Source organism: Calothrix sp. NIES-2098, from assembly GCF_963875125.1.
Lineage (GTDB): Bacteria > Cyanobacteriota > Cyanobacteriia > Cyanobacteriales > Nostocaceae > Aulosira.
This window is the reverse complement of sequence record NZ_CAWNKJ010000001.1, coordinates 224,593-250,079: the sequence shown is the minus strand read 5'-3', so window position 1 is coordinate 250,079 and position 25,487 is coordinate 224,593. Positions and strand designations below refer to the sequence as shown.

The window sequence follows — 25,487 nt, the reverse complement described above, 5'->3', positions numbered from 1 at the left end:
TCTCATCAAAAGACTCGCAGAAATATCAATGGATTGGATTACCTTACTGCGATCGCTACAGTCTGATTTTATTAAGAGGTTAACAACTGGTTGTCTGCTTCATTGTGAAACAGAAGGTCAATATAGCGAACTAACTATAATCTCTGGAGAGAGGTTAAAAGCACTCAGAGAATTTTGCTGGCAGATGGCAGAAAAATATAAACGTACTTCGCTAGTTCGTGACGTTTTTATTAGCAACTTAAAAGGCAAACTTGGCGAAGAAGTTGTTAAAGAACGGTTAGCTGATTTTATTACAGAAGTAGATTATGAAAAGCGATTTGGTGGGGATGGAAAAATTGATTTCACCCTAACTTCTGACCCATCAATTGGTGTTGAGGTCAAATCCCGTCATGGCAGTCTTGATAAAGTTAGATGGTCTGTGAGTTCCGAAGAAGTTGAGAAAAATGCAGTTGTAGTCTGTGTTCTCATTCAAGAAGAAGTGCATGAAGCGCAGAGCGAATATCACCTTTTTTTGGCTGGCTTTTTGCCTACAAAAATGATTAAGTTAAAAACTGGAAGAATTTCCTTTGGTATTAATCAATTGCTGTATGGTGGGGGTTTGCAGTGTTATTTGGAACAGTTACTGGCTGCTACACCTAATCAAAAAGAATCTGCAATTTATACTTACGATCGCCAGCAAGTTATACCAAGTAATCAAAATAATAATCAACTAACCAAGCTATTAGAATATCCGGCAAAAGAAGAGATTTTCTTTGAGTATGAACCCGACTTAAATCAGTTTTATGAGAATCTAGGCGATAAATCTTTCGAGCAAGGTGAATCTGATACAGCGATTGTTAACTATAATCAAGCCTTGCAACTGAATCCGCATAATGCTGAGGTATATTACAAACGCGGTATGGTGCGCTATCACCTAGGAGATTACGAAGGTGCGATCGCAGACTATACTCAAGTTATCCAAATTAATCTTAATCACAGCAAAGCTTATAATCAGCGTGGTTTAGCTCGTTATCAGCTTGGAGAATATCAAGCAGCAATTGAAGATTATACGCAAGCTATCAGAATTAATCCCCATGTTGCTGTTACTTATAAAAACCGTGCTGATGCTCGTTCCCATCTAGGAGATGCTCAAGGAGCAATTGAAGATTACACGCAGGCAATCAAAATTAATCCTCATTATGCCATTACTAATAAAAACAGTAATATTTCTCGTTATTTATTATTAGAACAGCAAAAATTTACGCAAGCAATTAAGATAGATCCTCATGATGCTGTTGCTTACTATAACCGCGGTCAAGCGCGTGCAGACTTAGGAGATTATGAAGGAACAATTGCCGATTATACTCAGGCAATCAAAATTAATCCTAACTATGTTGATGCTTATTACAGCCGAGGTAACACTCATTTTGACTTAGGAAATTATCAGGCTGCAATCATAGATTACACTCAGGCAATTAAGCTTAACACTAATTATGTAGATGCTTATTATAACCGCGGTCATGCTCGTTTCAGTTTAGGAGATAAGCAAGGCGCACTTGAGGATTTTCAAAAAGCAGCCGAGATTTATTGGAAAGAAGGCAAGATAGCAGAACACAATGATGCAAGGGAAAGAATTCTAGATTTGGAAATTGAAAAGTCTTTAGACATTTTAAATTTCTAAGAAGTAAAATCTCTATCTTAACAATAGGAAACGGAGAAGAGGGTTGTAGGATTTTTCAGTGAAGAACTAACTTGAAAATACTTTGTGTCTTTTTAGTAAGAAATCTGTAACTAGAAAAATACAAAGAAGCTAGGATTTTAACATTCAACTTGATGCTTAATAACAACACACGCTCAAAAAATCTAACAAAAATTTAGCTTTACTGAAATATTTCTTAAACTTTATGGTATTTTAATTTTTTAAACATCAAGTAATCTAATCAACTCAATTCAATGAGTTATAATCACAAATTGCCAAAAAATTTGGCTTTCCTATCTCTATCAGTGATATTAGGAGCTGATTTAGCGATCGCAGGAATAGCTCCTTTCGCAGTTGCTCAAACTACTGCTGTACAGTCATCTGTTGGTAGTGCAGTGACATTTACTTGTAATGACAGTGAAGCAACAATCAAAGCTAAAAATGGCCCCAAAGTAACTATTGGCTCGACAACAATCTACATAGGTTATCAGCAAGTATCATCTAGTAACAAAGATCCTCGCATCGTCCGTTTTGATAATGGTGTTAAAAGATGGTGTCGTAGCGATTATGAAACAACTGGTGATGATGGTTCAGGCTATGGCTTGCTTTGGGATGGAGGAAGCGTTTTATATGGTGTTTTCTCCTCCACCGGAACCCAATCAGGAAATAATTTTGGGCGCTTTGCTATTGGTCGTTGGCTAACTAGTTATGGTAGTGGTGGCGGGCCCAAAGTAGCAATTATCGCCCGGATCGATCCAACCAATGGTAACGTTAGATATGCCACATTTCTAACTGCTAAAAGACCAAATGATGGTAAAACTAATTCTTTACTAGTCAACAGTTTATTATGGAATGGTGCAAATTTAACTGTAGGGGCAAAATCCTGGTGGACTCCCCGCCGCACTAATACAAGTGCAATGAATTGTTCTGGTTCATCACCTTATCAATACACAGCTGTATTTACTGGCGATTTAACAAAGATGAACTCGGCTTCAGCACCTACCTGTAGTTAATTGAGATGAAGAAGACCGAGAAATAAGGTTTTTGTAGTGTAGTCGGCAAATTTTAAAATCAAGTCAAAATAAAACCCCTCCTTACTCGTGAGCAAGGAGGGGTTTGGAGTTAGGGATAAGTTTAATATCCGCCTTCTTCTTCGTATTCGGGTTGTTTTTCTTTGACTTTCTTCGGAATGTTGACGGGCTTTGGTGCATCGTCCCAAGCATCGCCATCTACATCGTCATAATTGTCGTATTCGTCGGCGTATGGTTTTTTGTAGGGTTGAGCTTCAAATTTAGCAGGTTGTTGATACCTGTCTTTATCTGTCGCCTCACTCCAATTGTCTTCTTCGTCGTCTTCTTCGTATTGAATCGATTCGTATTGACGCGCCTGCATTACTTGGCGCTGGGGTCTTTCTTCTTCCACATAGTCCTCATCCCATTCTTCCCGTGCTACGGGTTCGGGGGTGCGAACTTTGGGCTTGGGTGGTTGTAATGGTACACCGCTGGGTAGTTGATTCGCGGGTGCGACGGTGCGAGGGGCGCTATAGCCGTATTCTTCATCAACATCGCGTTCCCAAGGTGCTTTACCAATACCTAAGCGTTCTAGCAAGCCAACTGTCAACTGGTTGGCGCGTTCTTCGGCTCCTTCAAATACAATTAATCTGCTGGGGCCTGTGCTGACGATTTCTTCAATTGATAGTTCGTAAGTACTCAAGACTTGCTCAGGTATTTGTGGCAATCCCAAAGAAGCGATGACTATGGAATGAAGTTTGCCATTTTCACCATTGAATTTGAAGCCCCGCACTCTACCTAGTACTTCGCCGGTTTCTGTAATTACTTCCCAGTTAATCAGGTTGCTTAAAGTTTCAACTTCAATATCTTCAATTACGTCCTCGTTATCTACCAGGATGACATCACCAATCTGGCTGATACTGCTAAGGTACATATTGCGCGGTATACCAGAAATAGAGATCAGGCTGTCTCTCAAGCCAAGAGCCACAACCTCTCGCTGGTCAATATCCACCCAGACTTGACTGACGATGCCTACTCGCTTACCGTTATCGCGGGTAATCACCTGAGTATTTAATATGTCGGAACGCCTAATTATCTGTTCAGAGGTCATTCTATACCGAGTCCTGATCTCGAATCCGGTTAATCTATACACTATTATTAACAAAAACTCAAGCAGATGTATGGTCGGTTTGCAATTTAATTCCCAAAACTTGGGTATACGCTCCCCGTGCTTGAGTAACGCCAATTGTGCGTTCGGCTGATTCTATCATCGGGCGGCGCAAACTCACAACTATAAATTGTGCTTGCTTTGCCTGTTGTTTAATCATTTTAGCTAATCGCTCTACGTTTGCCCCATCCAAAAACATATCTACTTCGTCAAAGGCATAGAAGGGTGAAGGGCGATAGCGTTGCAGGGAAAAGATAAAGCTTAAAGCTGTCAGAGATTTTTCACCCCCAGACATGGAAGCTAATCGCTGCACTGGTTTACCTTTGGGGTGTGCAACTAAATTCAACCCACTGCTAAAGGGATCTTCGGGATCGTCTAGTTGCAGGTAGCCGTCACCGTCGGAAAGGGTGGCGAAAATTGATTGGAAGTTTTCGTTAACTGCGTCGAAGGCTTCTTTAAAGGCGCGTTGACGTAAGGTAGTAAAGTTTTCAATCCGCAAAAGTAATTCTGTGCGCTCTGCTTCTAGGGTTTCCAGTTTTTGTGTCAGTTCTTGCAGGCGGTTTTGGGTGCGTTCGTATTCTTCCAAAGCCAGCATATTTACTGGTTCCATTGCTTGCAGGCGTTTGGCAAGCGATCGCAATTCTTTCTGCAATTCTTCTAAGTCTACTTGATCTGGGACTTCTGGTAAGGGATCGGGCAGTTCTGGTGCTAAGGTTTGCAGTTGCTCTTTGACGTTAACTAATTCCTCTCGCCGTGCTACGAGAGTTTCTTGGAGTTTTTGCAATTCCCATTCTAATTGTTGCTGACGCAGGAGATGCGATCGCAATTCTTGTTCGGTGCGATCGCGTTTTTGTTTTTCTTCGCCTAAATTAAGTTCCATCTGACTCAACCTTACACGGGTTTCAGCAATTTGCGTGCTGAGTGCTGAGTGCTGAGTGCTGAGTGCTGTTAATTGATTTTGTTGTGTCTCTTGTTCTTGCTGGTATTGAGTAATTCGTTCCTCTGCTTCTTGGATTTTTTCTTGCAAGCGCTGTTGCTGATTTTCGAGATTTTTTAATCTTTGTTCGGCTTCGCGTAATGCTGTTTCTCTTTGTTGTAATTGTTGCTCTTGGTTTTTAATAGTTGCTTGAATTTGTTGCCATTCGCTGGGGGTTTGCGATGCTTCTAATTCTGCTAAAGTTTGTCGCAATTGTTGCAACTGCGTTTCTTGTCCTGGTAATTCCCGAGCCAGAACCTCCAAGCGCGATTGCGCAGTGGCGAATTTTTCACTATTTTGCGCTAATTGCGATCGCGTATTTTCTAACTGCGCTGTCAAAGTTTTAATTTCTTTTTGCAATTGTTCTAATTGCAACTGCTGTTCTCGCCGTGCTTGACGTGCTTCTGTGACTTCTTGCGCCAAGGCTTTGGTTTTGATTGACAGCTTATTGATGGCTTCAGTACAACGTTCTAAAACTCGTTCAATTTCCCCTAAGCGGTTTCTTAAAGCGGCTACTTCCTCCGGTTCTGCGGCTTCCACGTTCCCAAACCGCAACGATGAACGCTGGTTGTTACTACCACCAGTCATTGCGCCACTAGTTTCTAATAATTCCCCGTCGAGAGTGACGATGCGGTATAAGCCTAAGTTTTTCCGCGCCTGTTCGAGGGTGGAAAATACTACGGTGTTACCAAAAACATAGCTAAAGACATCTTTATAACGGCGATCGCATTCAACTAAGTTAACAGCATAGTTAACGAAACCACCAGCTAAACGCAGTGTGGCATCTTGGGTAAATCTGGGAGCGTTAATTTTATTTAAGGGTAAAAAGGTAGCTCTCCCGGCGCGTTTCTGCTTTAAAAGTTCAATTCCCGCAGCGGCGACCCCATCATCTTCCACCACTATATGTCCCAAACGTCCACCCGCAGCAATTTCCAAAGCCAGTTGAAAGCGGGGTTCGACTCTGCCTAACTGTACCACTAAGCCACAAAGTCCCGGCATTCCCGATTGCATGATGACTTTGCTAGCTTGCGTTCCTTGAACTTCTTGCTGTGCTTGCGCTTGCGCTTCTAGTTTATCTAATTGTCGTTGTTTTTCCCGTTGTTCTTGTAAAAGCCGCTTTTGCGTATCTTGTTGAATTTGCAGTTCTTGTTCGGTAGCGGCGAGATTTTGCGCTAAGTTTTGGATTGGTTCGCTAGAGGTGTTAAATTCTGTTTCTAAACGACTACACTCAGCTTGTTTTGTGGCTAATTCTGGTTCTAAAGTGGCAACTAGCTGGGTTTGCTCTTGAATTTGCTGCTGTAGCTGATCGTTACGTTCTCTTAGCTGTGCTTGTTCGGTGCGTTGCGGTTCGAGAGTTTGCAGCAGAGTTTCTATTTGACGGTTTAACGCCGTTTGTTGCTGTACCCAAGCTTCCGAAGCCGAAGCAATTTCTGCTGCTGCTTGGCGAGAAGTTTCTAAAGCTTGTTGTGCTTCATCTCTTTGTTGCTGACAGTAAACAATCGATTGCTTTTCGACAACCTGGGTTTCCGCAATTTGTTCTAAGGAACGTTGGTGCTGTTGAATTTCTTGCTGGTTTTGCGCCTGACGTTTCGCAGTTTCTTGGGTAGCTGTTTCTAATTCGCTGCGCTGACGCTGGAGTTGTTTGTGTTCGGCTTCTTGGGTGGCGAGGTTAGATTGTACGGCTAAAAGTTCTTCTTCCCCTAAAGCTTTCACATGAGCATTGAGTTGATCGAGTTCAACGGTTGTTTGCTCGATTGTAGTGTTAAGAGTTGTCAGTTCCGCCGAAAGTTCTTGAGATTTGCGATCGCCATTTTGAATTTGGTTAGCTAATTTTTCTTGCTGTGCTTGTAGAGAACGCCACGATAACACAGCTTCCCAGGATTGTTTAGATAGATATTCTGCGCGGAGTTTTTGATATTTTTCGGCTTTGGCTCGGTCTTGAGAAAGGCGATCGCGTTGTACAGTTAATTCTGTCTCAATAATCCGACAACTATCTTCCTTCTCCTTCACCTCATCTAAAGTATCCTTGGCTTGGTTAATCTTGCGATCGAACGCTGCTACCCCCGCCAATTCATCAATAATTTCCCGCCGTTCTCTGGCGTTCATCGAGATAATGCTGGTGACATCCCCTTGAAGGACAACGTTGTAGCCTTCGGGATAAATCCGCAGCGACTCCAAGGCTTCATGTAATTCTGTGAGAGTGCAAGATGCGCCATTGATATAGTAATTTGACGTATAAGTTCCCTGGTGCGTCACCCGCAGCTTTCTGGTGACACTCCACTCATTCGACGTTTCGGGATTAGGAAGTTTTGAGTTTGACTTGTCTTCCTCAGTTTCCTCGGTTTCCTCAACTTCTATTACTTCTATTTCTTCCAGGCTGTCTTGAATTTGCGCCTTAGTATCGTTAAGGGAGACTGCATCAGTAATATCAAATGTCACCGTGACGCTAGCTTCCACAGTCGCACGACTTTTAGCTGTTTGAGTATTATTTACCAAATCTGGTAAGCGATCGGCTCGCATTCCCTTAGAACTGGCGAGTCCGAGACAAAACAGCAGCGCATCAAGAATATTCGATTTACCAGAACCATTCGGCCCAGATATGACAGTAAACCCCCCCAGCAAAGGAACTTGGGTAGTACCACCGAAGGACTTAAAATTGGTAAGTTCGACGCGCTTTACATGAACCATAGGCGCTCTTTTGCTGGGCTAATGAAGTAAAAGTGTAGCAAGGAAATATAGATTGTCTACTAGTTCAGCCAGAGAATTTCGGATTTATCCAACAACTCCCAGCGCAGAGAAATCAGGTAAATAGCATGGGTTATGGGGAATTGGTAATTCTTAGCCATTCTCTTGATGCTTGTGCCGAACATTTGTACTAGCGTCAATATAGCAGTCTTACTTATATCATGTTTGAAAAATAAGTGTTAGCAGCAATGAAATTTTATAAACTAATTTTCAACAGAATGTTATAGACACATTTTGCAACTCTGTAAAATTATATTTAGCCCAATAAATAATAAGGTAAATTATGCTTCTAGAAGATTACTTTGATTTTCAGCGTCCTGATGATATTCGACTCAAAGGTACAAGAGTAGGCATTGAAACTATTCTTTATGAATTTATCCATCGCAGTCGTACTCCAGAAGAAATTGCTGAAAGCTATCCCTCGGTGACTTTAGAGCAAGTATATGCAACTATTCTTTATTACCTGCATAACAAAGAAGCTGTCAGCGCCTACCTGACTGATTGGTTAGAGTGGAGTCATAAAGTGCGGGAAGAACAGCGCCGCAACCCCCCGCCAGTTGTTGCCAAGCTGATAAAATTCAAAGCTGAAAGAGAAGCCATGAACAAAACAGATGACTCTCAAATTTATTCTTGATGAAAATGTTGATAAATTATATCTAAGACAATTTCGACAACGTAACCCCAACAACAAATCTTGGCTAGTTCTGGTCACAGTTCTTGTTTAAGTTTGTTATCAATAAAATTTTCTAGCTCTTCTATGGTGTATATAGATAGATTATTCCTCGACATATAATTACAAAATTGAAGACTAATTCCAAAAAAAGTCAGCGAGGGTTTTAATTTATTTAATTCCCTGTATAATTTTTTGTACTCGGATTTAGACATATTTTCTTGATGTTTACGATGATTCAATTCTGAAATTTGATATTTATACTCTGCCTCCGTCTTCACAAATCTATGTGAGTCATGACGTAGCTGTTCATAAAACTTGTACTGCATTAAAAACGTTTCATCCTCTTCATCTGGAACGCGATAAATAAATTCACCTAAAAGTTCTAAGACAGCCCAGCGAGTTGTGTAGTGTTTGCTGGCGATCGCAATCTCAAGTATATCAAAACGATTTTCTACTCCCAGCCAAAATAACTCTCCTACAAGTCGGGGTAATAAAATTGGATCGCGATCGCGTAGTTCATGAAATGCTTGAAGCAGAACAGGTACGCTATCATAACTGCATATTTTTCCTAGGGTATAGATTACTTGTTTACGTATGAAGTGGTTATTTATAAGTACAAGATGCTCTAGTTCCGCAATAATTTTCGACCGTAGCTGAGTTTCCCAGGATTCTTTGCAAATATTGTTCCGAGAACCGCTAAGAACAAAATCTGTAATAAAAAGAGAAGCGTAGCTAACAATTTCTGGATTATCGCTATGAAGTAACTTAATGAGGCTATCAACTGCACCAGGTGATGTAACAATCTCAACCATGTACTCTGAATCGCCTAAGTATGAGAGATAGTTAAGAATTTTAGTTTCTAGTATTTTGCTCATATATATCAGATTCCTTATGACCACAAATTCGTATCAGCCCGGAAACTCCGATGTTTTTATAAGTAATAGTTCTAATCTCCCAGCAAATAATGCAGTTTTGGGAGAGATTGAAAGAGTTAAGCAATTGCTAGCAGATGGAAGGGTTGAACAAAAAATTGATGCCCTTCTAGATGCTTTTGAGTATGGAGAAGCTGGCTTAGACTTGATTATTCAAGCTTTACAGAACTCAGAAGTTGATGTTCAAGAAGCAGCTTATTGGCTACTTCAGGAAAGTACAGAGCCAAAAGCTAAATTGGCATTACAACAATATAACTCCTATTTATTGTTGGAGTATCTTTTTACTATTGAGAGGTACACAGATGAAGTTCGCAAGATAACTTGTGTAGATGTAAGCTCAGACTGGCAAACCTTAGTTACTTGTAACTATAACAACACAATTCAAGTTTGGAATATGCGAACACAACAAGTAATATGCACATTCCAATCAGAAGCAACGAAGAAATTCGATCAAATCGCTATCACACCCGACAATTGTGTTTTAAGGCTTTGGAATTGTAACGATTATGCTGAAGTGTGGAATCTAAAAACAAAGGAAAAAATCTTCACTACCCATCGACGCTCAGATTGGTTTTGCTATGTTGCCTTGAGTTTAGATGGTCAATCATTTTTAAATGCTGTTGACGGAGAAATTTTTGAATTATGGAATATACAAGTACAAGGAGTAATTTCCTATATTTATATGTCGGATCGAGGTCATAATTTTATCTATTCAAATTCCCAAGTTTTAGTAACTGAAGATAAAAATTTTGACCAAAAATATAAAATATGGGATTGGCAAACAGAACAAATAATTTGCACCTTCAGCCTTTCAGGGTATATGCCTGTAATTACGGTCAGCCGCGATCGACAATTTTTACTTAGTGGTAGTCGAGAAAATGGAAGCATTAAAGTGGGGAACGTTCGGACAGGACATGAACTTTGTAGTCTCACCAGTCATTCATCGTTAATTACTGGTCTTGCAATTAGCTCAGATGGGCAGAAACTATTCATTTGGAGTGGAGAAAATACCGTTGAGGTGTGGGGATGCTCTAGTATATCTGGTACTCAAATCTTAAAAGAAAAGTAAACCAGTTAAAAGCATAACTTTTATCAAATCAACTGATATAAATACAAAGGATAGTCATCAACTCCCTTGTTTGACTACTATAAAAGCCTCAAAACTCCTCTCCTCTGTGTGTTTGAGCAACTAGTTTCTAGCTGTGGGCTTATATGTCGGCAGCGATCGCACTTATGTTGCTAAATTAACATAGGACAATCAAAATCACATCTAGGTGCAATCCACAATGGTATCTAGTTCTACACCTTTCTCGGATATTAAAAACCATTGGGCACGCTTATTTATTCAAGCTTTATCAGCGCGTCGCATTATAAATGGATATCCTAACGGGACTTTTCGCCCAGATAACTCAGTAACTCGTGCGGAATTTGCTGCCATTATTGGGGCAGTCTTTACAGTACCTCCAAAGCGGCAATATGTCCCTTTTAGCGATGTACCTGCTAAACACTGGGCTTTTAATGCTATTCAAAAAACTTATGAGACAGGATTTATTAGTGGATATCCCGATCGCACTTTTCGTCCTGACAATAGAATTTCTAGAGGAGATGTTTTTGTTGCGATAGTCAACGGCTTGGATCTTGCTACTAAAATCAAACCTGACTTGGTTAGTAAATTGTCGCAATTCTATCAAGATGCAAATGCGATCGCAGACTATGCTAAAAATCAGGTAGCTATTGCCACAAGTGCAGGTTTAGTCGCTAGCTATCCAAATATTAAATTACTTAACCCAAATATCGCAGCGACTCGTGCTGATGTCGCAGTAATAGTCTATCAAGCTTTGGTGTATCTAGGGCAAGCAGATAAAATTTCCTCTGCCTACTTAGTGATTCCACCGACGCCAGCACCCACTCCAACACCGAGTCCAACACCGACACCTACACCAACGCCGATACCGATTCCAATACCAACCCCAACGCCGACACCCACTCCCATTCCAACACCAACACCTATACCCATTCCAGTACCAACGCCAACACCGACGCCGACGCCAACACCAACCCCAGTACCATCTAATACAGTCAGGGTAAGCCATCAACGGGAGTTTCGCGGGGCTTGGGTAGCATCAGTCTGGAATAGTGACTGGCCTTCCAAAGCTGGACTACCTGCTGCACAGCAGAAATCGGAACTACTGGCAATTATCACCAAATTACAGCAGCTGAACTTTAATGCTTTAATTTTGCAGGTACGGCCAGAAGGCGATGCTTTGTATGCTTCATCATTAGAACCTTGGAGTGCTTGGCTGACAGGAACTCAGGGTAAAGCACCAGAACCATTTTATGACCCCTTAGAGTTTGCGATCGTAGAATGTCACAAGCGCAATATTGAACTTCATGCTTGGTTCAACCCCTATCGCGCTAAAACTTCAATCCAGCAAGGTTCAAATGTCAGCCCCCATATAGCTGTAACTAATCCCGAAGTTGTTTATAAATGGGGTAATCAGCTGTGGATGGACCCAGGATTGAAAGTTGTTCAAGATCGGGCTTACAACGTTATTCTTGATGTTGTGCGCCGTTATGACATCGATGGCGTACACTTAGATGATTATTTTTATCCCTATCCCATATCAGGTCAAACTTTCCCCGATAACAAAACCTACGCAGCTTATAAAAACGCTGGTGGCGGACTCAGCTTGGGTGACTGGCGTAGAGAAAATGTCAATCTCATGGTGGTGCGTCTAGCTGAAGGAATTAAAGCTGCAAAACCCTACGTTAAATTTGGCATTAGTCCCTTTGGTATTTATCGCCCCGGACAACCATCAGGAATTACTGGCTTAGATGCTTACGATGTACTCTACGCTGACTCGAAAAAATGGCTAGAACAAGGTTGGATTGATTACATTGCACCTCAACTTTACTGGCGTACCGACCAAACACAACAAAGTTATTCTGCCTTACTCAAGTGGTGGACACAAGTAAACACAAAACAAAAACACGTTTACGCTGGTAACAATTTAACGGAACCCAGCAACAAGAGTCGGGAGAGTGAAGAGATTGAAAAGCAGGTAATAATTAGTCGTAGCCAAGCTGGACTTTTATCTTTGGGGAATATTTTCTTTAATTTGGGTGTATTGATGGAAAATAGCCAGGGAATTGCTGATAAATTCCAAAGTCTGCTTTATAACAAACCCGCCCTAACTCCTATTTTGCCTTGGCATGATACAACACCACCAGCACCCCCCACAGGATTGCAATATGTTAACGGTAAACTCAATTGGCAACCTGGTGATAACCAACCAGTTCGTTCTTGGGCGCTTTATCGCCAAACTGGGGATAACTGGGTAATTCAACGAGTTTTATCTGCTGGGACAAACTTTGCCACTGTAGGGACGGGAACCTATGCAGTCTCCGCAATTAACAGGTTAGCGAACGAGAGTTTAGCAACTGTGATTACAGTCAGTTAATTTCTGAACTCTACATTTGCAAATTGATGTCGCTTGTCCAACTTCGTGTCATCGAATTGATGACGCGGAGATTTTTTAACATTAGGTTTGATTAAAGTTATACCAATTAACTAAAAGTATGATACAAATAATTAAGGAATAAATATGAACAATAAAAATGGCTGGAGTAACTAAAGTTGAAATAAAAGAGTCAGTCGAAGAGTTACATGAACTGCTGTTAAAACAAAAAACCGCATCAAGCCGTGAAAGAATACAAGCTTTGTATTTGCTGAAAATGGGACAAGTAAAAACAATACAGGATGTAGGTGTTGTTCTGGGCAGAGGAAGAGTAACAGTACAGCGATGGTTAAAGGCTTATACACAATCAGGAATTACAGGTCTGTTAGTAATAAAAAAAAGTACAGGACGACCGCCAATTATTAAGTCAGAAGCAAAAGAGCAACTTTTAAAAGAACTAGAACAACCAGAAGGATTTAAAAGTTATGAAGAAATCCGAACATGGCTAAAAGCAGTGGAGGGAATAGAAGCATCATATAAAGTAGTACATGATACAGTACGTTATCGAATGAAAGCCAAATTAAAAGTGCCAAGAGCAGTAGGGATAAAACATCACGAAGAAGCAGAATCAGAATTTAAAAAAAACTGCCACAATACCTAGAAGTCATTAAAAAACACGTTATAGAGCCAAAGGATAAACACAAAAGAATTAGATACTGGTGTGGTGATGAAAGCCGTGTAGGATTAAAAACAGAATTAGGAAGACTGATTACGCTTTGTGGCATTAAACCTATCGGCATCATGCAATGGAGAAGAGAAAATTTCTATTTATACGGTTTAGTAGAACCATTAACTGGGGAGTATTATATTTGGGAATTTTCTCATCTCAACACAGCTTGTTTCAATATCTTTCTAGAACAATTTGCGGCTACATATCCAGACGATATACATATTCTTCAATTAGATAATGGTGCTTTTCATTTAAGCCAGACACTTCAAATTCCCGAAAATATTATTTTCTTATTTCAACCTCCACATACTCCCCAGGTCAATCCCATTGAAAGGTTATGGGAAGAAGTTAAAAGAAATTTAAGTTGGGAATGCTTTGCCAATTTAGACGAGTTAAGAACAGCTATCTGGCAACGCCTTGAGCAATTAAACAACTTCATTGTTGCTTCTATTACAGGTTGGGGTTTTATTCTGGATGCTTTATTTGTATCAGGCTTTTCGTGAATTGGTATTAGTTTGAAATGAAGTTCTTTAACATCATTGGAGCAGCAGATGAATAATAATTAGAAACATAACTAACGAAATATATTCGTAGCCATCTTGAGTTTTATTTCAAATCTATAAGTTATACAAAAATTTTTCAAGCTCTGTAATAGACAGATGTTTTCACTTGTTTATTAACTTAAATCAAGTCAATATTATGACTATTCAATTCAAGCAATATTATCAACATGACTATCAATCAAAATGGTTTATTAATGCAACCCGGTCAAGGTGATGCTTACTCAGTAGCTGGTGATGTAGTTACTTTTAAAGCAGTCAGCGAAGATACAGATGGGAAATATGCCTTGTTTGAAATTTTTGTAGAGCCACAGATAGGGCCGCCACCACACATTCATACTCAGGAAGACGAAGCTTTTTATATTCAAGAAGGCACGTTTGAATTTCACCTAGACGAAGAAACGATTGTTGCTAATGTTGGCACTTTTCTTCACTCCCCCAAAGGTCAACTTCACTACTTTAAAAATATTGGTTCAACAACCGGGAAATTGTTATGTTGGACAACACCAGCAGGTATTGAAAAATTCTTTGCAGAAGTGGGTACTAAAGTAGCGAGTCCCCTGGCTCCTCCTCCACCTATTACTCCTGAAGCTATTGAGAAAATTATCACAGTTGCTCCTAAGTACGGTATCCAGATTCTTATTCCTACTGGTGATGTTTCTACGTAGTAGCTAAAATTTATAGGTGGGCAATGCCTAGGCTGTTCACTTTGATGGAATTTCGGCGTTTTTGGTTCATGCTATTTTTGTCTACTGTCATTGCGAGCGAAGCGACGCAATCGCAAATATTCTGGGATTGCTTCGTCGTTCCTCCTCGCAATGACGGCACAGATTTTGCATGATTTTTTAACTCCTAAAAAGGCACAGAGTCAACAGCTTAGGCAATGCCCACCCTACACAATTATTAATTGCGAATAATTGGGATTAAGGTATCAGGTTCAACGTTGAATAGTCTGGGCAGATTGATTAAATAATAAATCCTGTGACTTTTCAATATCTAATGCCTGATTTTTAAATGCTTCTGCTTTTTCGTAAGCGCGAATTGTTGCCGGACGTGCTTTTATTGCCTCAAACCAGCGCTTTAAATTAGGAAAATCTTCTAAGTTTTGACGTTGATTTTCATAAGGTACAATCCAGGGATAAGCGGCAATATCAGCAATCGAATATTCGCCAGCCACAAATTCTCTATCTGCTAGTCTCTTATTTAAGACTGCATACAAGCGTCCTGTTTCTTTGACGTAGCGGTTAATAGCATAGTCAATTTTTTCTGGTGCGTATTGGCTAAAGTGGTGGTTCTGTCCCGCCATTGGCCCTAAACCTGCCATCTGCCAGAATAGCCATTGTAAAACCTCTACGCGTTTACGCACATCTTGCGGAATTAACTTCCCGGTTTTTTCTGCTAAATACAGCAGAATTGCACCAGACTCAAAAACCGAGATTGGTTCACCTCCACCAACAGGTTCGTTATCAACAATTGCTGGAATGCGATTGTTAGGCGCAATCTTGAGAAACTCTGGCTTGAATTGATCGCCAGCACCAATATTTACTGGAATAATGTTGTATGGAAGCCCAACTTCTTCTAAGAAAATTGTGATTTTATGACCGTTCGGAGTTGTCCAATAGTAAAGGTCAATCATGCTTATTTCTCCTGAATTTTGTGATTAAGTAAAAGGCAGAAGGCGGAAGGAAAAATTTAATTTTTGAGCAATTTGAATTATCTCTACTTAGTCTGACGTATCTCGTGCTGCCAACTGATGTAGTTTATGAATGTGGTAATTTAGCAATTGCAGCCCAAACTCTATGGTGAACCTGCAAAATTGGTGTAGGATATTTTTCTTGCAATAATGTTGCTAATTCCTGGTCAAATACTTCTACTTGTTCTGTAGTGAGACTGGCTCCTACACCAGCGCTAGCACGTATCCGTCCGCGCCAATCTTCGTGAGTGTAAGGTACAAAGATATCATAGGAGAAGGTTTGAATTTCTTGGAATCCTCCCTCGGCAGTGTCTTGTAACCACTGGGGATGCAAACCACTTCCGCCGCCCATTTTCCATTGGGGATTGTGAGCTTCTATCAGTTTTTCTGTAGCTTCAACTACATTAGCTTTTAAAGGTATCCAATCAAAATGAGCGATCGCAATGTAACCATCAGCTCTCAAAATCCGCTTGACTTCCTGCACAGCGCGGGGACGGTCGAACCAATGCCAGCATTGCCCAGCAGTCACCACATCAACGCTAGCATCTGGTAAGCCAGTATTTTCCGCAGTTGCTATGCGATACTCTACCTGAACCTGGGCGGCTTGGTCTAATTGCTTCGCTTGTTCTACAAGTGATACTGATGGGTCTATGCCAATCACCTTCGCCCCTCTAGTAGCAAAGCCTCGTGCTAAGGTTCCTGTTCCTGTACCGAGGTCAACAATGTTTTGCCCTGGTAAACCAATACCGTATTTAGATAGTCTGTCAAATAAGGAATTAGGAAAACCAGCGCGGTGTTTGGCGTAATCATTGGCAGTTATACCGAAATCTATTTTCATCTTTAGTAGCTCGGTAAAAATCTGGGAAACTTGATTAAAAACGCTCGACCCAAGGGCGCAATTCTACTTCCCAAGTCCAAGCGCTGCGGGGTTGATTTAAGATGTTGAGATAAGTTTGGGCGATCGCATCAGGATCGAGAGTACTATCAGGGTTGTCTTTTGGATCTTGGCGTTCTGTGGAACGAATGGCTCCATCGATTACAAAATGCGCCACATGGATATTCTTGGGTGCTAGTTCCCTGGCGATGCTTTGAGCTAAACCCCTGAGTGCAAATTTTCCCATCGCAAAAGGTGCAGATTGTGCATAACCTTTAACGCTTGCTGAGGCTCCAGTAAAAAAGATAGCACCGCCTCCCTGCTGTAACATCCTTCTAGCGGCAGCTTGGGCAACCAGAAAGCCTCCGTAGGCAGTGATGTCTAAAGTTTTTGCAACTTCATTAGGATCTAAATCAATTAAAGCCCCGCGGACTCGAAAACTAGGATTGTAAACAACAACTGTCGGGGCACTGAGTTTATTTTCGACATCGACAAATAACCGATCTACCTCCTCTGGTTTGGAAGCATCAGCAGCAAAGCTAACCGCTCCAATTTCACTACTCAGCTGAGTCAGTTTCTCAATGCTGCGAGCAGCTAAGGCTATGTTCAGTCCTTCTTTGGCAAATAAACGAGCGATAGAGGCACTTAATCCATTACCTGCTCCAACTATTAAAGCTGTTTTTGGCATAGGTGCGATTTCCTTTTGCTGACTAGGGATTAATGGTGGCTGAAGAAAGCTGAGAATTATTCTTAGTAGGGCTTTGACCAATTCGTAGCACTAAGACTGCGGCTATCAGACACAGAACACCCGAAAAAATAAACGCCTGAAGGTAACTACCCTGCCAGGTTCTCAGCGCTCCGGCTCCGAAGGCGGCTGTAGCTGCGCCGAGTTGATGTCCGGCGACAATCCAGCCGAACATGACGCCGACATTCTCTTTGCCGAAGACGTTAGCTACAAGACGAACTGTGGGCGGTACTGTGGCAATCCAGTCGAGTCCGTAGAAGATTGCAAAGATTGAAAGTCCGTAGAATGAGAAGTGAAAACTGAAGGGTAGAAAAATTAGGGATATACCCCGCAGACCGTAGTACCAGCAAAGCAAGTAGCGATTGTTCCAGCGATCGGACAACCAACCGGAAATAGTTGTGCCGATAAAATCAAAAATTCCCATAATCGCCAACAGTCCCGCAGCCTTAACTTCAGGGATACCATGATCGATACAAGCGGGAATTAGATGAGTACCAATGAGTCCGTTAGTGCTGGCACCACAGATAAAAAAACTGCTACATAACAACCAAAAGTCACGAGATTTGAAGCCCTGCCAAATTTTACTGAGTGTTGAAGTGATGGAATTGACTTTTGGCGGTATTACTTCCACAGTTTCGCTGTAATCGCCAAAAGGCCGCAAGCCAACTTCCGCAGGGCGATCGCGCATGAATAAGGCGATCGCGGGAGTAACTACAAGTGCAATACCAGCTAAAGCTAAGGTAGCTGTTCGCCATCCCAACCTTTCCACGACCGACGCCAATATCGGCAGAAACACTAGTTGTCCGGTAGCTGTGCTGGCCGTCAGAATTCCCAGAACCAAACCCCGCCGTTCCACAAACCAACGATTGACAACAACCGCACCTAATACTAAGGCGATGACTCCGCTACCACTACCGACAATGATTCCCCAAAGCAAGACTAACTGCCAGGAAGCTGACATGAAAGTGGTTAAACCAACACCAAGAGCGATAAAAGCCAGCGCAAATACCATCGTCCGGCGAATACCGATGCGTTCCATAACCGCAGCCGCAAACGGGCCAATCAGTCCATACAGTACTAAATTCAGGGAAATTGCCAAGGAGATAGTAGCTCTGCTCCAGCCAAACTCCTGCTCTAAGGGTACAATCAGAACTCCTGGTGCAGAACGAATTCCGGCTGCTACTAATAACGCTAAGAATGTTAAACCTGCGACAAGCCAGCCATAGTGAAGCGAACGACGTGCTAAAAACGAGGCTAGGGACATGGTTTTAAGGGATTTGGGAAGGGAGCAGATAAACACAGAAATGTTTATCGGTGTTTATCTGTCGTTGAATTTCTACAACTAAGAATTACCCCTGATATGGGTTGCCTATTCTATCTACAGAAACGTTAGCAGATAACGGCAAGCGACCGGGATTGAGGCGTGGTTCTGCGGCATAACCAACAGGTACTACAACTGCGATCGCTAAATCTGGATCGTCTGCTGCACCAATTACCGCCTTCACTTGCTCCTCAATCCAACCATTCATAAAGCAGGTAGATAAACCTAAACTTTCGGCTGCAAGTACCAAATGAGTGGCAGCAATAATTGCATCTTTGATTGCATATTCGCGTTGCTTGTCTCCTAGAGAAGCTTGAAATTGCGGTATGGCATTCTTAAAGTAGTTGATTGTACCTTCATTCCATGCACCAGTTTCCAGCGCCTTTTCATAAATTGGAGTTAAGTCTTGTTCTCCAGCTTTGGGATTGGCAGCAAACACAAATGTTACAGGTGCTTGGATAATTTGTTGTTGATTCCAAGATGCTGCTGATAATGCTGCCTTTTGTCCCTCATCTTGCACGAGGATAATTTGCCAATCTTGGATATTAAAACTGCTGGGTGCGGCTACGGTTAACTCTACTAGTTGCTTGAGTAGTTCTGGGGCTATGGGATCTGATTTGAAAGTTTTAATCGACCGACGCTTGAGAATGGCGGTAGGTACATCTAAGGCTTGAGTTTGTGTAATTACACTCATGAGATTCTCCGAATTGTTTAGGTTCCTACGCTGTTATAGCGCTTTTTGTTCTCGGACTAAATACTTTTTCGGTGTAAAAGGTTGCTTCCCATTACATCGCAGTCATTATAGACTAACTACTTGTTCGCCAGTAGCCGACCAAAACGGATAGTCTGTATATCCTTGTTCGCCACCACCATAAAAAGTTTCTGGATCTGGTTGATTCAACGGTGCATTTAAAGCAAAGCGTCGGGGTAAATCCGGATTTGCTATAAATAGCGTGCCAAAGGCTACTAAATCGGCTTGTTTGTTAGCTAAGACAGCATTACCCTTCTCACGGGTATAACCAGCACTGGCAATCAGCGTACCCGTATACTTTTCTCGCAAATACTTGGTTGGTACTGCTGTCCCACCATATTTGATATCTGCGTCTGTGGAATCAACAATATGTAGATAGGCTAAATTAAATTGGTTCAGTACTTGCGCTGTGTAACCAAATATCTCCAAGGGATTGGAGTCACGCATATCGTTAAATGTGCCGCTAGGAGAAAGGCGTACCCCTACCCGGTTAGCATCCCAGACGCTAGTTACTGCCTCTATTATTTCTAGTAAAAATCGGACGCGGTTCTCAATACTGCCCCCATACTCATCTGTACGTTGATTCGTACCATCCCGGAGGAATTGGTCAATTAAATAACCATTAGCTGCGTGAATTTCTATGCCATCAAACCCAGCTGCTAGAGCATTGCTTGCTGCTTGACGGTATTGTTCGACAATCTTTGGAATCTCTGAGGTTTCCAAAGCGCGGGGAGTGACAAAAGGTTTAGGCCCATCGTAGGTGAATGCTTCACCTTTGGGTGCGATCGCAGAAGGTGCTACAGGCAATGCTCCATCTGGTTGAAAGTCAGGGTGAGAAATTCTGCCTACGTGCCACAGTTGCAAAAAAATTCTTCCTCCCTGTTGATGCACGGCATCGGTGACTAATTTCCAGCCCGCTACTTGTTCAGCTGAATAAATACCTGGTGTATTAGGATACCCTTGTCCTTGAGGAGAAACTTGAGTTGCTTCTGCAATAATCAGTCCAGCAGAAGCACGTTGAGCGTAGTATGTAGCATTTAGTGAGTGCGGTACGTTTCCCTTACCTGCTCTTTGTCTAGTTAAAGGAGCCATGACTATGCGGTTGGGCAGTTCTAAGTCACCTAATTGGTAGGGAGAAAACAAGTTAATACTATTATTCATTGGTCAGATCTCTAAAATAATGGGGAAAAATAGACTAAATAATCGACCGAATCACGCCACCATCTACCCGCAAAGCTGCGCCATTAGTTGCCGAAGCCAGAGGACTGGCTAGGTAAACGACGATCGCAGCGACTTCTTCACAAGTTGCAAAGCGTTTGAGCAGGGAAGTGGGGCGCAGAGTCCGGAAAAACTCTGCCTCGGCTTCGCTGGGAGTAACGCCTCGTTCTTGCGCTATCTGGGTGATAAATTCTTCCACACCTTCTGAGCGAGTCGGCCCTGGTAATACAGAGTTCACCGTTACGCCAGTACCAACACTGATTTCTGCTAGACCTCTGGCGATCGCTAGCTGAGATGTCTTAGTCATGCCATAGTGAATCATTTCTACAGGAATCTGCACCGCAGACTCACTGGAAATAAAAATTATTCGCCCCCAATTCTGCTGCTGCATCTTTTGCAGATATTGCCGACTTAAACGAACACCACTGAGTACGTTAACTTCAAATATGTTCAACCAGTCTTCGTCAGCGATATCAAAAAATCCTTTTGGCTCGTAAATGCCGAGATTGTTAATCAAGATATCGACGTGAGGGACTTCCGCAAATAGTTGCTTGATTCCTTCTTGTGTCCCTAAATCCGCAACTACACCCGAAACTTTTGCTTCTGGATGACTGTGCTGAATTTTGGCGATCGCTTCTGTCACTCGTGCAGCAGATCGTCCATTAACTATGACTGATGCATCTTCTTTTACTAACGCTTGGGCAATGGCTAAACCAATACCTGCGGTTGAACCACTCACCAGCGCTGATTTACCTTGTAATTTTAAGTCCATTTGATTCTCCTGGGAGAGAAGAGAGTGTGGGGAGGCAAGGGAGACAAGGGAGAAATAACCAATGACAAATGACCAATGACTATTGACCTTTGACCCTTGACCCTTGACTTTGAAGAAACAAAGACTCCCCTATCTCAAGTCGTATAATTAGCCCACTCTAGGCGGTTAACTTTGGGAAATATGCTGTGATAAAGTCTTAGCTAAAGTGGTTTTGGGCACGGCTCCCACGACCGTATCGACTTGTCGGCCTCCCTTAAATACCATTAGTGTAGGAATACTCCGAATACCATAGTGACTGGCAACGGTGGGATTTTGATCTGTGTTCAGTTTCACCACTTTCACCTGGCCATCGTATTCGGTAGCGACCTCATCGATAACCGGAGCGACCATTCTGCAAGGGCCACACCAAGGTGCCCAAAAGTCTACTAAGACGGGAACTTGGCTTTCAAGGACTTCTTGCTTAAATGTGGCTTCCGTGACATTTGTAACGGATGACATAATTGTCCTCCCAATTTAATTCTATTATTCGATAATATCGAATAAGTAAAATATATGCCATTTTATGAGATAGTGCAACTATGAGATTTTTGTATCATCCAGATCGAAAAGATATATCTTTAGCGGGGGTGCTATATGCTTTAGGCGACCCAGTAAGGCTAGAGATTGTGCGGCTGTTAGCGACTAAGGGAGAACAATGCTGTGCGGGGTTTGATTTTGCGATCGCCAAATCCACAATGTCAAACCATTTTAAGATTTTGCGAGAGTCGGGAGTTGTATTGACTCATAAAGAAGGAACGCAGCACATCAACCAATTGCGGCGTGAGGATTTAGAAGCGCTATTTCCGGGATTGTTGGATGCAGTTTTGCGATCGGCTCAACCACTAAATATTTGTGCGTCGGCTGATAAACAAACAGCCTCGAAAGTTTAGGCTGAGATTTAGCGATTAAGCGATTTGAGGTGGTTGGAAGTGATAGATATCATGAATCACTTGTACCCAGCCATCGGAGACAGATTCGAGAATGCGATCGCCTTTTTCTTTGGTAGCAGTTGTCGCATCACCAATGACTCCGCTTTTACTGATATCTCGTGTTACCCAAGCCACAGGTAGTTGACCTTCCCAACTCAGCAAAGTACTTTGTGATTGTTCTGGTGGATACTCAGCTACAGCTTTATCTAGTTTTACCTGCTCCGGTAAAAGTGCCAACATAATACTAGTTTCAGCATCTCCGGCGTGCATACCTAATTTTGCTTCCTTTGGCGTTAGCAATTCTTTAGTAATATTAGGCACACGCCATGTAAATAATGGAAATACTGAAAAGTCACCATACTTAACGTGTAAATCCCGCGCTGCCATTTGCATAACTTGAGGCTGTCCGCCGTGGGAGTTCATCAACACTAATTTTCTAAACCCAGCGCGGTAAATACTATCTCCCACCTCCATAATTGTTGCCGTGAGGGTTTCCGTACTCAGGGTAATCGTGCCGGGAAAATGCCAGTGTTCGTTGGATTTACCATAGTTAATACTCGGCAAAGCATAAGCCGGAATACTAGAGTCAAGTTTTGCCAAGGCTTTTCCTAATACCCCAACGCCAATCGCTGCATCGACAATTAGTGGTAAATGGGGGCCATGTTGTTCAATTGCTCCTACTGGTTGAATAATTACCACATTTTCTTTATCTGGCATTGCCTGGATGTCAGTCCAACTGAGATAGGGAAAAAAGCGTTCTGGGGGTATAAAGCTATGCATCTGAACTCATATTGCGCCTTTTTTATCTTACTGGGACTTAGGGATGAGGGAGGAAAGGAAGTGTGGGGAGTGTGGGAGAGAAGAACAAATAACCAATGACTATAGCCTTTTGACTCTGGACTTTGGACTTTTGACTCTTGACCAATGACTAATAACTTAGTAAAAAACTTGAAGATTTTCTAAAATTGTTATCTAAAATACCAAATATTAACAGAACTGGTGATATTGTTTATTTGTGTGTGAGGAGCAAGTTAAAACGAAAAGCACCTGGGGTGGAAACACGGCAACACTCCCAGGTGTTTTTTGTTTCATTCACATAAATAATTGCTCTACTAAGTATATACAAAAGTCAATATCTTTAGGCTGAAATTTAGAGATCCGAGGGAGTTAATTCTCGAATTACATTGAGAAATTCCTGCAAAACAGGTGATGAATCTCCTTGTCGCCAAACAACTACAATCTCTCGTGTGAAATTTGCACCTTTGATAGGTCTGTAAACAACGCCTGTACGTTGCAGATTTTGAACATTGCTAGGTAGAAGTGCGACTCCTACACCACCAGCAACTAAGCTAAGAACTGTGATCGTCCAAGTTGCTTCTTGAACTACTTTGGGAAAAAAGCCAGCCTGCTGACAGAGATTAATAATCTCAGTGTAAGAAGGAACGATTTCTGGCGAAGGTAAAACAAAAGGTTCATTAGCCATTGCTTCGAGAGGAATTTCTGCATGGGCGGTGAGGGGATGGGTTTTAGGTAATGCAATCACTAAAGACTCGCGCCCAATCGGCAGATAATTCAAGTTAGTATCTTGTTGATGAGAATGGGGTAAGCGGTCAAATCCAATATCAAGACGGCGATTGTGTAGTTCTTGAATCTGTTCGGAAGCTGTAAGTTCGCGCAACACTAGTTTGACATGAGGAAAGCGATCGCGGAATGTTCGCAGCATATCGGGTAGAAGGCTGTTCGCAATCGAACTGTTAGTACCAACTACCAATTGTCCAATTTCACCGCGACTGGCTCGTTGTGTTTGCACAATTGCACGTTCGAGTTGAGTTAAAACTAACCGCGCTTCTTCTAAAAATACTTCTCCCGCAGATGTGAGTTGTAGCGGCCGCTTTTTGCGATCGAACAGTTTGACACCAATTTCATCTTCGAGGGCGCTAATTTGCTGGCTGAGGGGAGGTTGCGCTATGTGCAAGCGTTGAGCTGCGTAGCTAAAATTCTTTTCTTCAGCCACAACAATAAAGTAGCGCAAATGTCGAAGTTCCATTGCTGACTATGACTACTATATTTTTTATATATAGTGTACTCGTTAAAAAAGTATCTTTAATATAGTTGCTTTCGCTTATAGTTACACATAAAGACTATTGTCAAGATCTATTGAACGTGTAGGTTTATCGGGGCGATCGCTATAACTATGAGCAAAATCAAGCGTGTTGTGATTGTCGGTGGAACTCACGGAAATGAACTGACAGGAATTTATTTGGTGAAAAAATTTGAGCGATCGCCTCATTTGATTCAGCGCTCAAGTTTTGAAAGTCTGACAATGATTGGCAATCCTAAAGCGTATGCGATTGGTAAAAGATATGTTGATACCGATCTGAATCGCTGTTTTCTTCGCCAAGATTTAGAAAATCCTAATTTGTCTAGTTATGAAGCGCAACAAGCAAAGATAATTTATCAGACTTTTGGCTCTCAAGGTAGCCAGCAAGCAGATTTCGTGATTGATTTACACAGTTCTACAGCTAATATGGGGCTGTCTATTATCTTAAGTAATGAGAATTTATTAAATCTGCAATTAGCAGCTTATTTGACAACGATAAATTCCAAAGTCAAAATCCTTTATTCAACAAGTAGAAATCAAGAAAGACCTCATCTAGATTCAATTTGTGAATTTGGCTGCACCCTTGAAGTTGGTGCAGTGGCTCAAAATGTTTTAGATGCTGCTTTATTTCAAGAAACTGAAGAAATTGTTCGCGCAATTTTAGATTATTTAGCAGCTTATAATCAAGGCAATTCCCCAGATGGAAAAGAGACAATTAGCGTTTATCACAGCATCCAGACAATTGATTATCCGAGAAATGAGTTAGGAGAAATTCAAGCAATGATTCATCCTCAACTACAATTTCAAGATTATCAACCACTCGATCCGGGAGAGCCAATTTTTTTAACCTTTGAGGGTAAAGAAATTGTTTATGAAGGGGATTCAACTGTGTATCCAGTTTTTATTAACGAAGCCGCCTATTATGAAAAGGGTATTGCAATGTGCATTACCCAGCTATCCCATAAAAATATTTGAAGAGAGTCAAGGGTCAAGTGTCATTAGTCCAGAGTCCAAAGTTAAAAGGCAGTAATTATTTCTTTCCTCCTCTGCTTCCTTGCCCTTGTCCCATTTCTCCCCACACTCGTTTGTTCCCCCTGCTCCCTGCTCCTCAGCC

The 25,487-nt window shown here is 41.8% G+C and carries 24 protein-coding genes; 11 read left to right on the top strand and 13 right to left on the bottom strand.

Annotation, left to right across the window (positions count from 1 at the left end):
- The first annotated feature begins 28 nt into the window (after positions 1–28).
- Together AACU33_RS00980 and AACU33_RS00975 are read left to right on the top strand one after the other, a co-directional pair.
- A complete protein-coding gene (locus AACU33_RS00980) occupies positions 29–1,660 on the top strand; it encodes a tetratricopeptide repeat protein (RefSeq protein WP_096586631.1) in 1,632 nt (543 codons plus the stop codon).
- 272 nt (positions 1,661–1,932) lie between these two features.
- Positions 1,933–2,691, top strand: a complete 759-nt coding sequence (locus tag AACU33_RS00975) for a hypothetical protein (protein ID WP_096586630.1) — start codon at positions 1,933–1,935, stop codon at positions 2,689–2,691.
- A 121-nt stretch (positions 2,692–2,812) separates the two neighbouring features.
- Here AACU33_RS00975 and AACU33_RS00970 read toward each other — a convergent pair whose 3' ends face one another.
- Together AACU33_RS00970 and smc are read right to left on the bottom strand one after the other, a co-directional pair.
- Complete coding sequence (locus AACU33_RS00970) at positions 2,813–3,799, bottom strand: PRC-barrel domain-containing protein (protein WP_096586629.1); 987 nt, start codon at positions 3,797–3,799, stop codon at positions 2,813–2,815.
- 58 nt (positions 3,800–3,857) lie between these two features.
- Positions 3,858–7,520, bottom strand: a complete 3,663-nt coding sequence (smc, locus tag AACU33_RS00965) for a chromosome segregation protein SMC (RefSeq protein ID WP_096586628.1) — start codon at positions 7,518–7,520, stop codon at positions 3,858–3,860.
- 340 nt (positions 7,521–7,860) lie between these two features.
- Between smc and AACU33_RS00960 the strand changes: the two genes are divergently transcribed.
- Positions 7,861–8,211, top strand: coding sequence for a DUF433 domain-containing protein (locus AACU33_RS00960; protein WP_096586627.1), 351 nt, complete (start codon positions 7,861–7,863; stop codon positions 8,209–8,211).
- Between the two features lie 74 nt (positions 8,212–8,285).
- Here the strand turns inward: AACU33_RS00960 and AACU33_RS00955 are convergent, their stop codons facing one another.
- Positions 8,286–9,125 (bottom strand): HEAT repeat domain-containing protein, encoded by an 840-nt coding sequence (locus tag AACU33_RS00955; RefSeq protein ID WP_339375680.1) that lies wholly within the window; start codon positions 9,123–9,125, stop codon positions 8,286–8,288.
- A gap of 16 nt (positions 9,126–9,141) precedes the next feature.
- Here AACU33_RS00955 and AACU33_RS00950 point away from each other — a divergent pair, with 16 nt between their 5' ends.
- The 6 genes from AACU33_RS00950 (at position 9,142) to AACU33_RS00925 (ending at position 14,771) form a co-directional block, all read left to right on the top strand.
- Positions 9,142–10,251, top strand: coding sequence for a WD40 repeat domain-containing protein (locus AACU33_RS00950; RefSeq protein WP_096586626.1), 1,110 nt, complete (start codon positions 9,142–9,144; stop codon positions 10,249–10,251).
- Between the two features lie 217 nt (positions 10,252–10,468).
- Entirely contained in the window at positions 10,469–12,643 is a 2,175-nt protein-coding gene (locus AACU33_RS00945; RefSeq protein ID WP_096586625.1) for a glycoside hydrolase family 10 protein, read from the top strand.
- Positions 12,644–12,800: 157 nt separating this feature from the next.
- A complete protein-coding gene (locus AACU33_RS00940; RefSeq protein WP_096586566.1) occupies positions 12,801–13,301 on the top strand; it encodes a helix-turn-helix domain-containing protein in 501 nt (166 codons plus the stop codon).
- Positions 13,286–13,873: an IS630 family transposase gene (locus AACU33_RS00935; RefSeq protein WP_339376485.1), complete on the top strand. Its 588-nt coding sequence runs from the start codon at positions 13,286–13,288 to the stop codon at positions 13,871–13,873. Before AACU33_RS00940 ends, AACU33_RS00935 begins: the two co-directional genes overlap by 16 nt.
- Before the next feature lie 227 nt (positions 13,874–14,100).
- Complete coding sequence (locus AACU33_RS00930) at positions 14,101–14,598, top strand: cupin domain-containing protein (RefSeq protein ID WP_096586624.1); 498 nt, start codon at positions 14,101–14,103, stop codon at positions 14,596–14,598.
- 23 nt (positions 14,599–14,621) lie between these two features.
- A complete protein-coding gene (locus AACU33_RS00925) occupies positions 14,622–14,771 on the top strand; it encodes a hypothetical protein (RefSeq protein WP_339375679.1) in 150 nt (49 codons plus the stop codon).
- A 96-nt stretch (positions 14,772–14,867) separates the two neighbouring features.
- Here AACU33_RS00925 and AACU33_RS00920 read toward each other — a convergent pair whose 3' ends face one another.
- The 8 genes from AACU33_RS00920 to trxA all read right to left on the bottom strand — a co-directional run bounded on the left by AACU33_RS00920 (position 14,868) and on the right by trxA (position 21,802).
- Entirely contained in the window at positions 14,868–15,566 is a 699-nt protein-coding gene (locus tag AACU33_RS00920) for a glutathione binding-like protein (RefSeq protein WP_096586623.1), read from the bottom strand.
- Between the two features lie 124 nt (positions 15,567–15,690).
- Positions 15,691–16,461, bottom strand: a complete 771-nt coding sequence (locus AACU33_RS00915) for a class I SAM-dependent methyltransferase (RefSeq protein ID WP_096586622.1) — start codon at positions 16,459–16,461, stop codon at positions 15,691–15,693.
- A gap of 34 nt (positions 16,462–16,495) precedes the next feature.
- Positions 16,496–17,185: an SDR family NAD(P)-dependent oxidoreductase gene (locus tag AACU33_RS00910; RefSeq protein WP_096586621.1), complete on the bottom strand. Its 690-nt coding sequence runs from the start codon at positions 17,183–17,185 to the stop codon at positions 16,496–16,498.
- Positions 17,186–17,207: 22 nt separating this feature from the next.
- Positions 17,208–18,506, bottom strand: a complete 1,299-nt coding sequence (locus tag AACU33_RS00905; RefSeq protein ID WP_096586620.1) for an MFS transporter — start codon at positions 18,504–18,506, stop codon at positions 17,208–17,210.
- 85 nt (positions 18,507–18,591) lie between these two features.
- Positions 18,592–19,257, bottom strand: coding sequence for a nitroreductase family protein (locus AACU33_RS00900; protein WP_096586619.1), 666 nt, complete (start codon positions 19,255–19,257; stop codon positions 18,592–18,594).
- 105 nt (positions 19,258–19,362) lie between these two features.
- Positions 19,363–20,475, bottom strand: a complete 1,113-nt coding sequence (locus tag AACU33_RS00895; RefSeq protein WP_096586618.1) for an alkene reductase — start codon at positions 20,473–20,475, stop codon at positions 19,363–19,365.
- A gap of 34 nt (positions 20,476–20,509) precedes the next feature.
- Positions 20,510–21,304 (bottom strand): SDR family NAD(P)-dependent oxidoreductase, encoded by a 795-nt coding sequence (locus tag AACU33_RS00890; RefSeq protein ID WP_096586617.1) that lies wholly within the window; start codon positions 21,302–21,304, stop codon positions 20,510–20,512.
- A gap of 165 nt (positions 21,305–21,469) precedes the next feature.
- Positions 21,470–21,802 (bottom strand): thioredoxin, encoded by a 333-nt coding sequence (trxA, locus tag AACU33_RS00885; RefSeq protein WP_096586616.1) that lies wholly within the window; start codon positions 21,800–21,802, stop codon positions 21,470–21,472.
- An 80-nt stretch (positions 21,803–21,882) separates the two neighbouring features.
- Between trxA and AACU33_RS00880 the strand changes: the two genes are divergently transcribed.
- Positions 21,883–22,233 carry an ArsR/SmtB family transcription factor gene (locus tag AACU33_RS00880; protein ID WP_096586615.1) on the top strand — a complete coding sequence of 117 codons (351 nt, stop codon included), beginning with the start codon at positions 21,883–21,885 and terminating at the stop codon, positions 22,231–22,233.
- A 15-nt stretch (positions 22,234–22,248) separates the two neighbouring features.
- On the opposite strand, the gene AACU33_RS00875 is transcribed toward AACU33_RS00880, so the two are convergent.
- Both AACU33_RS00875 and AACU33_RS00870 read right to left on the bottom strand, forming a co-directional pair.
- Positions 22,249–23,052, bottom strand: a complete 804-nt coding sequence (locus AACU33_RS00875; RefSeq protein WP_096586614.1) for a creatininase family protein — start codon at positions 23,050–23,052, stop codon at positions 22,249–22,251.
- A gap of 370 nt (positions 23,053–23,422) precedes the next feature.
- Complete coding sequence (locus AACU33_RS00870; protein ID WP_096586613.1) at positions 23,423–24,319, bottom strand: LysR substrate-binding domain-containing protein; 897 nt, start codon at positions 24,317–24,319, stop codon at positions 23,423–23,425.
- Between the two features lie 147 nt (positions 24,320–24,466).
- On the opposite strand from AACU33_RS00870, the gene AACU33_RS00865 reads away from it, so the two are divergent.
- Entirely contained in the window at positions 24,467–25,348 is an 882-nt protein-coding gene (locus AACU33_RS00865) for an aspartoacylase (protein ID WP_096586612.1), read from the top strand.
- Positions 25,349–25,487 lie beyond the last annotated feature (139 nt).